Below are 14,593 nucleotides of genomic sequence, written 5' to 3' on the forward strand. Positions count from 1 at the left end.
CCCGGGCCGGCGCCGCCCTGCGCCACCGGTAGAAGCCCGAGCGGGACACCTTCAAGACCCGGCACAGCCGCTTGACGCCGAAGGCGCCGGCGTGGTCGTCGACGAACTCGAAGCGGCTCACCAGTTCGTCTCTCCGGCGAAATACTTCGCTGCCCGGCGCAGGATGTCGCGCTCCATCTCCAGCTCCCGGATCCGTGCCTTGAGCTGCTTGTTCTCCTCTTCCAGCACGTCGTCGGACGATAGCGGGCCCCGCGCCGGCCGCTTGTGCGGGGCCCGCTTCTTCGCGCCCGCAGTGCCCTCCGCCTGGGCCTGACGCACCCAGTTACGCAGTGTCTCCCGGCTGATCCCCAGGTCCTCGGCCACCGAGGCCAGCGTCCGTCCCGGATCGGACAGATACAACGCGACGGCGTCCGCCTTGAACTCCGGCGGATACGACTTCATCGCCACGTGGAACTCCTTGTCTCCGGATCTCCATCATCCGGTACTCAAGGTGTCCACACCTCGGGGGCAGGGCCCCACCGTCGGTTCGCGAGAACTGGTTGCCCATGATGAGGCCCTGCTTGGACCAGGATCACGTCTAGAGCAGCGCCCGCCACTGCGACTGGGAAGGGCCGTCCCGAAAATCGTCGTTTGGGGGACGGCTTATTTGCCCGTCTAGAGATGCAACGATGGTCTGGATCGCCGCAAGGCTTGAGCTGGTGGCATGGACCGATCGGAGGGCTCATCCTGAGTGCATGGCACGGTCTTCCTCTTCGTCGATGCATGACCATCAGACGAAGATCACAGCGGTGACTCGACGCGACATCTTCGACTACTTAGGCGGCGGGGGTGGGACATGGTGGGGACGCCTCGATGAGATCGCCTTCCTGGACGGCCTATACGACCTGGACGCATTGCCATCGAGGGATACTCGACATCCGACAGCTCGCGGCGACATCACGCAGCATCGGATGAACAACTGTGACTGGGAGAACGACTGGATCTTCGAAGACTCCCGCTTCCAGCTTCTTGAGGGCCCCGACGAGGTCCTCCTAGCGTTTTTGACGCGGGTAGTTCATCCCGAAGTGCAGCCCGATGTTACCGGGCCGCCCGGCAGGTCGATGAGCTGAACCGGCTCCTGGAGCCGGACGGCTGGGCCCTGCGGGCTCAGGAGTTCTTGTCGGGGCGGCCGATCTACCGTCCTGTCGCGACAGGACAGGCTGCAGGCCCAGTGATCCCCCTGCCTCTCAGGGACGATGACGCCAGCAAGCTCGACCTCGTCCTTGGTCAGGTGCACCGTCTCCTTGACGCAGATGGCCAGGTACTGGCCCGCGACCTTCTTCCCCGCGCGACTCTCACCCTGCGCCGTGATGGCGGGTTCTTCCACCCGATGCCCGGCGACAACTGGACGGATGCCACCTACGAGGCCGTCCTCACCGTGGCCCCCGCTCTCGTCACTGAGTTCACCCCCGCAGTGACCGAGCTGATCTGGCAACACCTGGCCACCGTTCTCAAACGGCTTCAACGCGGAGACGTCTTCTCCCTGGTCGTCGAGGCCGCACTTCTGCCCCTTCCTCCAGTGCCGCAGAATTGGCGGCAAGTAGCCGCTACTCCTCCTGCAACCAACCAGGCGCGACGCGAGCGAGCAGCCGGCGAGGGATACCCGACCCTGGACGGCTTGGTCTTCAGCAGCCGGGCCGAGCTTGTCGTTTATCAGATCCTCTGCGAGATCCAACGGGACAGTCCTCCTCAGCGCTCCATCGCTATCCTGCCGCTGCCCTCGGCCAAGCTTCGTGACGCGGGCGTGCGCAGCCCCGACTTCACAGTTCTCGGTAACAGCCGAGTTGTCGTCATCGAAGTCGACGGCCCACACCACTACGGCCGCACCCGCAAGGCCGACGACGAGGACCGCGACCGGCATTGGAGCCGCTGCGGCGTTCCAACGATCCGCATCGCGCACGAGCAGACCAAAGACCCTGCGTCTTTGAAGGAGCGCCTTCGCGAAGACCTCCTCCGCGCGTTGGTCCCGTCTCGGTGATGAGTGCCGCGGCGACGCTCCATCGCAGATAGTGAAGCGCTATCTGCGGTAACGGACTCATGACCGTTCACGAGCCCGATGGAATCCCTGACCGCGCCTGCACGGCACCCGCGGGGGATCACGCCACCGATGAGGTGGTAGCGGTACTTATCTGCGGTTTGGGCCGCGTGCTGTTGCTCATGGGGTTCTATCTCCCGTGAGGGATTGTCTACGGAGGAGAGGGGGCCGAGTGGATCCGATCGGTTTAGTCGCTGGACCGTTGGTGACGGCCATGGCCACCGATGCCTGACAAGCGGTGGGGGATGGCGCAGCCACACTGCGGCGTAAAGTTCGGGCTAATCAGGCTGACGCCGTGGAGGCAGAGCTGATCGCGGTCCTCGAGCAGGTGCTCGAGGACCGCTGGGACGGCGATGCCGGTGGCGGCGCCTTTGGATGCGTCTCGGCAAGCCCATCTCGTGCTCGCCCAGCTGCGCAACGGCGCCACACGCCCTGGCCGCAAGCGTCGCCCTCGGGACCAGCACCGCCTGGTGATACGTCCGCGAGGCAGTTAACCTGCTCGTCAGCGTCCACGCCGCGGTCTTACGCGCTGGCTGGCTGGCCCACGCTATCCTCGGGGGGCACCCTTATTCCTATCGAACGTCTGGCCGACGAACGGCCATACTACTCCGGCAAACACCGACGCCATAGCCTGAACATGCAGGTCCTGGCCAACCCGGGCCGACTCGTACGGGTCTCACCGGCGCTGCCCGATGCCACGCACAACCTGACCGCAGCGCGCGCCATTGGCCTAATCGACGCGTTGACCGCCGCAGGTGAAGATTTCGCCGACAGGCTATCAAGGTGCGGGCGGCAGCATCCAGACGCCGCTGTCGCGCCATCAGCGCTCGGTTCACCGGGCACACGCTCGCATCCGCGCCTGCGTGGAACGCACCGTTGCCATCAAGGCCAGGAAGGCCCTGTCCAATCTGCGCGGCTGCCCGCACCTCGCCACCACGATCGTGCAGGCCATCCTCGTCCTGCAGTTCACCGAAGAAGGCCGCTACTCAGGACGCTAGCGCTTCAGGTATATGTGCGGTCCAAATTGCCGCCGTCGGGAAGCAGAGGGCATGAAAGACTCCATTGATTGGCCTTGACGAGGAAATCTAGAATACCACTGCCGTGTTTCCATATAAAAATACCATCGGAGATGCAGACCTTCCATGTGTCGGGGTCGCCTGTTGTCTCCCAGAGGCAAACATCGCCGTTCTGCGTCGAGCCCCATGGAAGAAGTCCCTCCGGATGAGGGTAGTGAGGGAAGTGACGCTCTTCGAGGACGTTGCCCTGGCCATCTACAATCTCAAGCTCTTCATCTTCGTGAGGGCCCAGGTCGCGGAGCATACTTAGAACACCCTCACGCATTGTCTCCTGCGGGTGATCACCAGGATTGGGGATGTACAGCCCCAAGTGCGCATCAAGCTTCAAGCTGGCGTATCTGGTCATCAGTTCCTTGTAGTCGGCCGGCAGGCGCAACTCTAGATCGGCCTCGATTGCATCCCAGTCATTTATAGGTGCGGGCCTAATTGGAGGGCCAATCAGATTTTCGAGGTCAGCAATAGTAGCCATCTGTCACCGTGCCGTTGTGATCATTGTATATACACTCGTCGGAGACTACTTCTCCGTCGATCGACGTTGTCATGCGAAACCTGCTAGGCCTCGGGCTTCGGCCCCTATATTTGACTTCTACGCGATAGTCCACGGTCTTCTTGCCGGCCGCATCTTGGACCGCTCTTCTTACGGCTCTTTCGTACCGACTCATCGGCCCATTGTTTACGACGGTAAGGCATGGCACGATATTGCGTCGATCTCTATCTGGCCCACCTAAAGAATGGGCGATGATGTGACATCGACTATAACGTTGAATGTTCCCGTTTCTGCTATCGGCTGGATTTCTTTTGGGCCAATATTTAGGGTCGATAACTCTTTCTCTTGGTGTTCTGTTTAAAGGACTACAGTATCGAGCGAATCCTCCGATCGGGCGCTCGTCGCGAGGGTCGACATAATGCTCCATCCTGGGCTCGCATCCAGAACTCTCATAGCCTCCGTTCGGAGGATCTGGTGCTGGCTCCTTATCGGGAGCTGGTGCAGGCTGCTGATCATCTTGCGGCTCTGTTGTCGGTCGGGATGGTAGCTTAACGAATCCAGGGCCGTCGCCGTCAAGGAACCAGACGCCACCGAATCCTGTGTAATCAATACCGACAGGCCAGATCTCGTCTAGCGGCAGGTTGCCGTCGATCATGCATTTTTTGCCGCAAAAATGTCCCCAGGGAATATCAGGCTTGCGAACAGGCTCTTTCTTTTTCTGGCGAGGACGAGGGGACGGCGGGCTTGGAGGAGTGGGTGGATGATAGTTGTTTGGAGGGCCGGGCTGAGGAGACGGCTTCTTGCCGGTCGGCTCCTTGGGCTTTTTGGTGCCCTTTTTTGGGTCGTGATTACCACGATTATTGTTAGGGCATGCGTTGGAGAATTCGGCACACGGATCCGGTTTGGGCGGCTTGTAGCCGCAGACCGCTCGCTTGTCGTTCGGCATGCACTGACTGTCGGACTGCTTAGCTCCGTTCGGCGGGGCGTCAGTGACGACATCACACACCAGTCCTGTGAGGACATCCCACGGATTTTTTACTTTCCAACAGTTCGGATTCCATGGCCAATGCCCGGTCGGGTCTGAATTGACCAGCGGGCTGCCGTTCCCGTAGGTGTAACGGTTCCCCTGGACCGACGGGGAGGGCGGGAGAGTCCAACTGTCACGAGAGGTGAAGGCTCCCGTACCGGGCTGATACCAGCGAGCGTGCATATTGACAGCACCGGTGTCAGGATCAGTGTATTCACTCTGGTAGCCGAGGCTAGGTTTACTGCCGCTTTGTGCAATGACTTCACCGAATGGACTGTAGGCAGTCGTCGCGGACAGTGCGGTACCCGAGAAGGTGCCGACTACATCTTGGTGGAGGTCGGCGAGCACGCCCATGGCGGGATTGCCGCCTTCTTTGATGCTGACCAGGTCACCTGCAGGATCGCGGCCAAACGAGGATTGGATGACGCCATTTTGATCGGTGATGGCGACCACATCATTGTCGAGTCCGGCATAGACGAAGCGTTGCTGACCGGCGCCTGTCTGTCGGGTAGCCATGCGGTCGAAGGCGTCATAGGTGTAGGTTGCGGCGCCGTCGTTGATCAGCCGGTCGAAGGCATCGAAGGTGAGAGTGCGCGTGTTCCCATTTTTGGTTTGGCTGGCCAGAGTTCCACGCGGACTGTAGGTGTAGGTGCTGCCGTCGCCGGAGAGGAGCCGGTTGCGTTCGTCGTAGGTGAAGGTCTTGTCGCCGGCCTTGATGCGGTTGCCAGAGGCATCCCAACTGTAGGTTGTGGTGTTGCCGTCCGGGCCTGTCCAAGAGGTAAGCCGGTTGGCGTGATCATATCCGTAGGTATTGGTTCCCGCGCCGGCCAACCCTTCGGTGGTCTTGGACGTGAGGTTGTCGTCCTTGTCCCATCCGTAAGTGATCGTGGCGAGTTGGGTGCCGCTACTGTTCTTCAGAGTATGAGTGAGTGGCCGATCCAGTGCGTCGTAGGTGTAGGCCTGCGTGTTGGCCGGATTGGCAGATGTGATTGTGGTGAGCCGGTCGGCCTTGTCGTAATCGTAGGTATTGATCCGGCCGCTTACCGGGTCGTTGACGGTTTTGAGTCGATCGTCCTTGTCCCAGGTGAAGATGGTCGTTCCAGTCGCATCTACGCGTTGGGTTGGATTGCCGCCTGCGTCGTAGGCGAAACTGCTGGTGCCGCTGGTCGGCGAGGTTACCTTGGTGAGTAGGCTGCGGTCGTTGTATTCCAGGGACTGACCACTGACGACAATGGGACGGCCGCTGAGATCATAGGTGTAGGTTTTGTCTTCTGAGACGATTCCCGCCCCAGAGCCGGTAACTTTTGTCACCTGGTCGAGGGCGTCAAATTGCCGATCCAGTCGTACGCCGCCGGGCTTGATAAGTGCGGTTTCGTTTCCAGTGGCGTCGTAGGCATGCGTCCAGGTGCGGTCGGCCAGTCCGGGGTGGGCGGTTGTAGCGGGCTCAGTGAGAGTTTCGATCAGACCGAGACTGTTGTAGGTGGTCCATGTGGCGTTCCCGCGTCCGTCGGTGACGCGGGTAGGTGCACCGTTGGCGTCATAGCCAAAGCTTGTGGTGATCGACTCGTCAGTGGAGATAGGTTCGATGAGCTTGGTGAGCATGTTAGTGGCGTCGTAATGGCGCCGGGTCACGTGCCCCTCACCAGATGTGTACTGGATGACGTTGCCGGCGGAGTCGTAGCTGAAGCCAACGGTGCGAGCGATGGCGCCGTTCTTGTCCAATCGCTTCACATTTGTGAGCCGACCTGCGAGATCGTATTCGCCGAGTGTGGCATTGCCAGTGAGGTTGCTGTACTTGGCCGCACGACCTGCAATGTCGTAGGTGTACGCTGTGGTGTCGTTCATTGGGTCGGTCACGGTCGTGACTTCGCCGGCGGCGTTCACTTCATAGCTGGTGGTCCTGTCGCCCGGTAAGGTCCTCTTGGTGAGGTCGCCCGCATCGTTGTAGGTCATTGTGGTGATGTAGGCGGCGTTGGCCGGTTTTCGCTCGACCTCAGTATGCGTTATTTGCCGTCCCAGGTCGTCGTATGTTGCCTGGGTGCGCGCGCCGGTCGGGTCTATGACGGCCAGTTCCTCACCGACCAGGTCGTATTCCGAAACCCATTGCCCGGCGGCCTGCCCTGGGCCTGCAGGCGGGTTGGTGACGCGGACCTGGTTTCCCAGTGCATCGTGTTCAAAGGTCGTGGCGTGTCCGCGCGCGTTTGTAATGCGGATCAGGCGGCCTGCGTTGTCGTATGCGAAGGTTGTCTGAGGGGTTACTGTGATGACGCTGCCTGGTGGCGTGTAGGCAGGCGTGGTCCGAGAGGCAACTCGTCCAGACATGTCGTAGCTGGTGGTGCTGGTTCGACCTTCAGCGTCGACGATGTGCGTCTGATTGCCGTAGGTGTTGTAGCCGGCCCGCATGGTCGGCCTCGCAGTGACTGCCGGTACGCCTGCCCTTTCGACTTGAACAGCAGGCACTGTGGTCTCTATCAGTCGGCCGAGCTGGTCGTAGCGGCGGGTGGTAGTGAAGTCTGCTGCTGTCGCTCCATCTTCGTTGCCGCGGGGATCGGTCATGGCCGTGATGAGCCCGCGGTCATCCACCTGCCAGGTGGTGATCAAATCTTGAGACCCGTTCTCGACTTTCTGTCTGATCACCGCACCAATGGGGTTATAGGAATTCTCAACGGTCTCTTCTCTGCTGCTGCCCGCCCCTGTAAGGGTTTCTTTCGTGATCAACCCGTTGGCGTCATAGACATAAGCGGTCTTGCGGGCGAGGTTGGCCGGGTCGAGGGTTGTCGAGGTGAGTCGGTTAGCCGCGTCGTAGACGTAGTCGGTGGTGGTGATGCCGTTGCCGGTGACTTTCTTGATGAGGTTGCCGGCTGCATCGTAGGTGTTGGTTTCCAGCGCCACATTTTTCGGGACGCTGGAACCGTTCAGTTTGACGTCGACGCCGCTCACCTCAGCAAGGCGGTCGTCGGCGTAGTAGGTGTAGGAGGTCCTGCGGCCCATTGCATCGACCTGGGTGGCCAGACGCCCGCCGGGGTCATAGGAGAACGACTCCAGCGTGATGTCCTTGGCAGGCTTGGGGTTGACAGGGCTGTCGGTCCAGTTTTTCAGGGTGCGCTTCTCCAGCTCACCCCGTTTGGTGTAGGTGTAGCCGAACACCGAGCCCAGCTGGTCTGTGACAGTGACCGGGAGGCCAAGCTTGTCCCAGGTGGTGCGAATCAGGCCGCCTTCCGGGTCGGTGCTGGTCTCCTGGTGGCCATAGGCGTCGTAGGTCGAGGTTGTGGTGCGCGCGGGATCGCCGCCGGTCAGGTCGGTTACGTTCTCGGTGAGCAGGTTGCCGTCCGGATCGTAGGTGTAGGTCGTCTTCGCGGTGTGGGTGACGCCGCTGATCTCGTTCTTGACTCCAGGGGCGGTCTGGGTGGCCAGTCGACCGGCGGCGTCGTATGTGAAGGTTTCCTTCACTCCATTCGGCTCGGCGGCGGAGATCTGAGTCTGTGCGGTCGTCCGCCCGAGCACGTCGTGCTCGAACGCGGAGATCAGCCCGCTTGGAGAGGTCTGTACAGCTAGGTCGCCCGCGGCGCTGTACGTGAACGTAGTGTCGTTGCCCTTGGCATCAGTGCTCGTCTTGACCAGACCGGCCGGGGTGGTACCGCCACCCACCGCCGGGTCCGTGCCGTCGGTGTAGGTGACGCCGGTGGAGCGGCCGTTGGGGAAGTCGAGGGTGGCCGGCGTGGTCTGCTTGGTCAGCTCGCCGTAGGAATTGTATTCGTAGGTGGTGGCGTAGGTGTTGTCGGTGGCCGAGGACGAGCGGGCATCGCGGACCGCGGTCGGCTGGTCGTTGCGCGGGTCGAACTCGTCGTCCTTGTTCACGTGATAGCTGATGTACGACGTCTGGCAGTTGCCGGCCGCACGGCATGACGTGGAGGTGAGCACGTTGCCGCGCTTGTCGTTGGTCTGCTTGAAGATGTTGTTGTTAGGATCGGTGACCTTGGCCACGTAGCCACCGGTGTCATAGGCGAAGCTGGTCTTGTACTGCAACTGGTCGATCGTATAGGCCGGGCGTAGGTTGCGGCCGAAGTCGAAGCCGTAGGTCAGCGTGTTGTTGGCCGGGTCGGTGACTTTGATCTCTGACACCTTGTCCACCCAGTTGGGGATGGACTTGCCCAGCCGCCAGGTGCCGCCGTGCTGGTCGGTGTGGGTGAGCAGGCGGTCGGAGACCGTCTCGTAGGTGTTGTCCGCCCACACTCGGCCCGATGGCAGAGTGACCTTGGCCAGCTTGTTGGCAACCTTCGGCCGCCCGGCGTAATGGGCCTGGATCTCGGTCTCGCTCAGCGGCTTGTCATATAGGGCGAACTCGTCGATGGACCCCTTGAACGCGAACGCGCCGGAGGCGGCCTGCCCACCGGGAATGTCGGACCAGGTGGAAGCGCGCTCACCGCTGCCGATGTAGGCCTCCGCCCGGTACTCCTGGTCCATCGTCCCGGTCAGCTGGCCGGCCAACTGGCCATCCAGGTAAAGCTTTTGCTGCTGCCCGGCCACGGTGAGCACTGCGTGGTGCCATTGGCCGTCGTTGACCGGGCCGCTGCTGGTGATCGGGTTGTACGTGTAGTTGCTGCCGCCGTTGGGCTTGACCTCTCCCAACTGGCCGCGCAGTTTGCCGTCGGTGCCCACGTACAGCACCGCATTGCCGGCGCCGTACTGATAGCCGAGCTCGGCGGCTGAGAACAGCAGACCGTTCTGCGTCGTCTTGAACCAGCCCTCGACCGACACCTGGTCCTTGGCCCGAGCCAGCACATAACTCGGCAAGGCCACCACCGACTTGGTGAAGCCACCTGCGGTGTCGGTACTGCCCTGCAGCGCGCCCGGCTGCCCCACCGTGACACCCGTGTAGATGCCGGCTACGCCGTTGCTGCCCTCGTTGGCGGCCGACTGGTTCGGGGCATCGCCCAGACGCCAGTAGCCGACCGGCTCCGAATCCAGCACGATGCCGCGATATCGGGACCCGTCGGCGTAACTGTAGGTCGTGCAGTTCGGCGCGTCCTGCGGTGCGCACACGCTGGTCAGGTTGTCGCCGGTGTAGGCGTAGGTCCAGGTGGCGCTGTGCCCGTCGACCGGGTCGGTGGACACCGATGCCACTCGCGTGCCGTTCCAGGTGAAATGCAGCGCGCGGCCGCCCACCGCGGTGACCGCGGCAAGCTTGCCGTCGGTGCCGTAGTTCAGGGTTTGGCTACGGCCACGCCGGTCGGTGATCTTCGTCAGGCGGCCCGCCGCGTTGAAGTGGAAGGTGGTGGACGACTTGTCCATCAGCCGCCAGCCGCCGCCGCTCACATCGGCCAGCACCGCGTGCATGCCGGGCGGCGCCTGATAGGTGCCGCCCCCCTTGGCCGCGAACCGACTCACCTGCCCGATCGGGGAGGTGACCAGCAGCCCGGTCACCTGCGTCCCGGCCCGCTCCGCGACGATCTTCATGTCCCACTGCGTGGACCAGCCCGCCCCGAACATGGCATCGGTACGCGCGTCCAAGCTGTTGTAGGTGCGCGTCACCGACAAGGACGGCCCGGCGGCCGCCACCTCGGCATCCACCACGGTCGTGGTGTAGTTGCCCCCCACCGGGGAGAACTCCTGGCCGCCGCTCGTGCGCTCGCCCAGATGCGCGCTCGTCAACGGCTGCCGCGCGCCGATCACCACCAGCTGCTTCTCGCTCTGGTCCCACTCGGCGCTGACGCTGTCGACAACTCGGACCCACCACTCGTACTGCTTGCCCCACTCCAGCTTCCCAGCCGGCACCCGCCAGCTGTTCTGCCCGAGCAGCGCACCTGACTGCACACACACCGGCGTCGGCGGAGGCTGCGTGCCCCCGCTCTCCTCCTCCGGCTTCTCGCAGATCGTGAAGGAGAACTTCAGATCCAGCTCGGTGCCGCCCCCCATACGGGTGGCCTTGACCGTCAGTAACGGCGTCACTGAACCGATCAACATCCCCGTATCGGGATACACATCATCGATGATCGGGAAGGTGGCCGCGGTGCTGCTCAGCTGATCCTGCTTCTCAGCACGCGCAGTGCCCGCCGGCAGATCCGGCGTCTCCGCCTTCCGCACCGCAGGCCGCACATCCAACGACAACCCGCCCCGGATCTGGACCGGCTTCTGTCGGTCAGGCTTACCCGCACTTACAGGCTGCGTGACCGAGGTAGGCACCAGGCTGGGCAGGTTTTGGGCCGTCCCGCGTTGCTGCTGCGGGATGTCAAAAATCTCGGCCTTGGCCATCGCCGTGGACGTCTGTCCAGCGTGGGCGCCCGCGGGAAGAGCGGTGAAAGTCAGCAGGCCAGGCACAGCGGCGCCCAGCGCCACCAGCGCCAAACGAGAATGAGCCCACGACAAAGTCCGGCGCATACGCCGTCACACTCCGAACCAACGAGGGGCGGCCCTGCGGACGCCAGACGTCACTCCACCCCACCCGGCAAGGCGTAGACAGACGTCTTGACCCGTGCGGCTCGGAGCATGTTGCCAAACAGGCAGAGCGTAACTTTCGGAAGATCAAGGCAGCAAGATCTATTTAGGCTACCTAGCAGGTACGGAGCGCAACATTCCGGATGGAAGCCGACAGAACTGACATAACGGGGCAGGTGTGCTATGGCTGGTCACCAGCCGCTGGGGTTACCCCAGGATTCGTCCTTGGGAGCCCGGTGTAGAGGTTCGCGGCAGCCAGCGGAGTGTGATAATCATCGCTGCTACCTTGACGTGAATCGGCGCAGCTCGGAGTCACCTTAGAGGGATCGATCATGGGTCTCTTCACGCGGCATTCGCGAGATGATCGGCCCCTCATGTCGGATTGTGTCTCTGAAGGAGAGCCTAGAATTGGTGTAAGTGGCATTCGCTTCGCTGATGGAGCAGGTACGCTGCTCGCCTCAAGCACGGCCAATACGCGGCCACATTGGCGGAGCGGCGACAAGAACCTCTGGTCAGGGCTTGGTCACAATGGGTCTGTAAAACCGTCGGCTCAGCCTACGCAAGTTCGAACCTTGCACCTGCCACCAGCAGTAGCTGCAGTTCAGAGGCCCTTCGGGGCCTCTTCTGCGTTTCAGGGGTATGCACCAGATGCCGCCCTGAGCGGCCGTTTGTCGCTGGTCGCGGGATATACGCGGGATGGATCTGGGGACGTTTCCCCAGGTGGGCGCCCACGATCCGGGATGTGTGCGGGATGCTGCCGCCCCTCAACGCCGAAAGGCCCCGGGGGAAGCCGGAGCCTTTCGAGTGGTGCCGTTTGTGATCTCATGCGGTCAGTACGTCGGCTATCCGCTGGTTGACGATGTCCTCCTGGCCGTCGATGCACTTGTGGTCGACACGCAGGAGGACGTCCACGCCGTGGCCGGCACGGGCGGCCACTTCTGGAGCGGGGACGCCGCCGTTGAGCCAGAGGGAGACGGCCGCGTGCCGGAGGTCGTACGGTCGGCGGGTGAGTGGTGAGGCGACCTGGGCGGGTGTGAGCGCGAGGGTGCGGGCTTCCCTGCCAGACCTCGGTGTAGGCCGTCGAGGCGACCACGCCGCCGCGCTCACTGCGGAACAGCCGCCCGTCAGGGGCGATGCCGAACTCTGCGATGTGTTGTCGAAGGATCTTGACCAGTTCTGGTGGGATCGGGATGCGGCGGACGTCATCCTGTCCCCGGTGCTTGAGACCGCGCCGCTCGTGAGCATCGCCGGTGTCGGTCCATCGACGGTTCACCTCGGGGCGCGAGCCGTCGAGAGTGAGCCGTCCCCAGCCTTGCGGTGGGAGGTGGCAGTCCTGCTCGCGGAGGCTGACGGCCTCGCCGGGTCCGAGGGCGGCGAAATACATGCAGGCGAACATGGCCATCAACCGCTGCCCTCGGCCCTTCCCGCCACGCTGGCGCTATTCTTGGTCACACCGGCGAACTCGGTCACTGACATGAGGACATAGTCCTACGGCCCGGGACGATCTCGCAGATCCCGGCGAAGTGGCGACAGCAGCGCTGACAGCGACGTCCCCGCACACGGACTCACTTCGACCACCGTTCAACCTCCTCTGGCTAGGGTCTCCGCTACCAGACCAGGGCGATTGCTCCGCCTGAAAAGCGGACGGTCACTGGCTGGACACCTGTCTATTTTTTCTAGCTTTACCTGGTGATATTGGGCTCAATCGGAACATTGCCGAATAGCTCTTGTAGGTATCAAGCGGCGGCGCGGCGCGCCGCCGTCCGGCCCGCCGCCCGCCTGCCGGTCGGGCATGCGGCCTGGGGGTCGGTCCCGACCGGCGCGGGACTGAGGGCCGAGCCCCGCCATACACACTCAGCTCGCCGTATGTGGGCCACACCGCCGCCAGCTCAGCGAGTGTTGTCTCCGAAGTACGGACGGCGGCGCTGTCGCCACCATGGCCAGTCAGGTGATGCGCGAGGGTCAGGAGTCGTTCGAGCGACAAAACTCCTGTCGATCGGCAGCACCAGGCCGTAAAGGTACGACCTGGCCCAATCGGGGAGTGCGACGAGGATTCGCTCAAGGTCTCCGCGTGGATCGATTTCCCATGAGCATCCAGGACACGAGCACGTGGGCGGGAGCTGAGTCGTAGTGCCAGGAATGACGTCCCGGGTCCAGGCCAAGAGGGTCGCTGCCACTTCGCCCGGTTGCAGGATTGTGTGTTCAAGGGCGATAACCGCGGCCATTGGTCGGGCTGTGAGTCCGGGGACTTGATGGATTGAGGGTCTGTGGGTTCGGCACCGCAACCGTCGTGCGCGAACCGCGGAAGGGCGCCTACGCGGCATGGCCCTTTCTGATCATCGTCATGACGCCGATGATCCCATGCTGGCGGGCGCCAATGGAACGGTCTGGCTGCTCGTGATATGCCTCCAGAGGGGGTTCTCCGGCTCCGGGATGATCGCCGCATCGAACCTGAGGTCCGTAGGTGGCTGAGGTGGAACCGATCATCCCGTCCGCCGTCGACCCGGGACAGGCGAGCAGGCCAGGGCCACGGGGACAAGGTCGTTCCTCCAGTTGGCGGCTCCACCTTGTCCCCATCGCCCTGGCCCACTTCTCCTTCGGGCGGGAGGACGGCAGACGGGGTGATCAGGTGGGAGGCGTGTGCGTCCGCACGGGGATGTGGCCAGGTACGTTGTCGCAGCAGGCAGCGAAACCATTGTGGCGAGGGTATTCGACCTCGTCGGACGCTGGGCAGAAGTAGATGTCCAGACAGCCACAGTCATAGAAGTGTGGCAACGAGTCGGGGGCCTGCGGCATGGTCACACGCTTCAGGATGCGTGATCGGGAAGACCATTGTCTGAAGACCGGCCTTTATTGACCGCTGAGGCTCAGCAGACCAGTTTCCGTATATCGACCCGTCCGCCCCTGATTTGCGACAATCACGCTGTGCGTCTCCTATTGAGGTCGGCCTTGGCCGGGGCAGCAGTGGCGGTCTTGCTGCTGCTCCTCCTCGCCTGGCCGACCACCGACTCGGATTCCGAGCTCAAGCTGGCAATGGCGTTTGCGCTGGCGCCCTTCCCGCTCAGCATGGTGGCTGCGTGGTTGGCCCGCCTGCCCTACTGGCCGGCCGTAGGGCTGGTGGCCCCCTTCGTCATGCTGGCGGTCGTCGTCATCCAGCCGGAGTATGACCCCTGGGTGTCCAACGAGACCCTTGCATTCGGCATGCTGATAGGGGTCCCCGTGGTGGTCGGCTTCCTGCTCACGGCCCTGCTCTGTAGCCTGCTCACCGAAAAGACCGCATGCCCGGCAGGGGGAGATACGGCGTAGGGCGAAGATGGAAGCCGATCACCGTGCAATATGCGTGCAATGATCATGAGTCTCATGGCCGCAGTACAAGGCCCGGCTGCAGATAGAAGGCCATTTCTCCACTGCAATGGTCACGAGCTGTAGAACCGTCGGCTCAGCCTACGCAAGTTCGAACCTTGCACCTGCCACACCAGCGGGAAGAGGCCCGT

General features: G+C 62.8%; 7 protein-coding genes and 2 pseudogenes. 6 read left to right on the forward strand and 3 right to left on the reverse strand.

All coding sequences use genetic code 11. From position 1 onward, the window contains the following. Positions 1–447, reverse strand: a pseudogene (locus AB0J71_RS10365) (transposase); the annotation flags it as partial. Positions 448–668: 221 nt separating this feature from the next. Between AB0J71_RS10365 and AB0J71_RS10370 the strand changes: the two are divergent. The 3 genes and pseudogenes from AB0J71_RS10370 to AB0J71_RS10380 all read left to right on the forward strand — a co-directional run. Next, positions 669–1,109, forward strand: a complete 441-nt coding sequence (locus AB0J71_RS10370) for a hypothetical protein (RefSeq protein WP_364413724.1) — start codon at positions 669–671, stop codon at positions 1,107–1,109. A gap of 101 nt (positions 1,110–1,210) precedes the next feature. Then, on the forward strand, positions 1,211–2,017 hold the full coding sequence (locus AB0J71_RS10375) for a DUF2726 domain-containing protein (protein ID WP_364413726.1): 807 nt from the start codon (positions 1,211–1,213) through the stop codon (positions 2,015–2,017). Positions 2,018–2,445: 428 nt separating this feature from the next. Further along, positions 2,446–3,072: pseudogene (locus tag AB0J71_RS10380) on the forward strand (transposase family protein); the annotation flags it as partial. Between the two features lie 4 nt (positions 3,073–3,076). Here the strand turns inward: AB0J71_RS10380 and AB0J71_RS10385 are convergent. After that, positions 3,077–3,619 (reverse strand): SMI1/KNR4 family protein, encoded by a 543-nt coding sequence (locus AB0J71_RS10385; protein WP_364413728.1) that lies wholly within the window; start codon positions 3,617–3,619, stop codon positions 3,077–3,079. Further along, positions 3,603–11,000 carry a DNA/RNA non-specific endonuclease gene (locus AB0J71_RS10390; protein WP_364414003.1) on the reverse strand — a complete coding sequence of 2,466 codons (7,398 nt, stop codon included), beginning with the start codon at positions 10,998–11,000 and terminating at the stop codon, positions 3,603–3,605. The genes AB0J71_RS10385 and AB0J71_RS10390 overlap by 17 nt, the downstream gene beginning before the upstream one ends. A 906-nt stretch (positions 11,001–11,906) precedes the next feature. Here AB0J71_RS10390 and AB0J71_RS10395 point away from each other — a divergent pair. The 3 genes from AB0J71_RS10395 (at position 11,907) to AB0J71_RS10405 (ending at position 14,405) form a co-directional block, all read left to right on the forward strand. Further along, entirely contained in the window at positions 11,907–12,116 is a 210-nt protein-coding gene (locus AB0J71_RS10395; RefSeq protein WP_364413730.1) for a hypothetical protein, read from the forward strand. After that, entirely contained in the window at positions 12,106–12,585 is a 480-nt protein-coding gene (locus AB0J71_RS10400) for a hypothetical protein (RefSeq protein WP_364413731.1), read from the forward strand. The genes AB0J71_RS10395 and AB0J71_RS10400 overlap by 11 nt, the downstream gene beginning before the upstream one ends. Positions 12,586–14,072: 1,487 nt before the next feature. After that, positions 14,073–14,405 (forward strand): hypothetical protein, encoded by a 333-nt coding sequence (locus AB0J71_RS10405; RefSeq protein WP_364413733.1) that lies wholly within the window; start codon positions 14,073–14,075, stop codon positions 14,403–14,405. The last annotated feature ends 188 nt before the right edge of the window (positions 14,406–14,593 follow it).

It is taken from the genome of Nonomuraea sp. NPDC049637 (genome assembly GCF_040675235.1).
Classification (GTDB): domain Bacteria; phylum Actinomycetota; class Actinomycetes; order Streptosporangiales; family Streptosporangiaceae; genus Nonomuraea.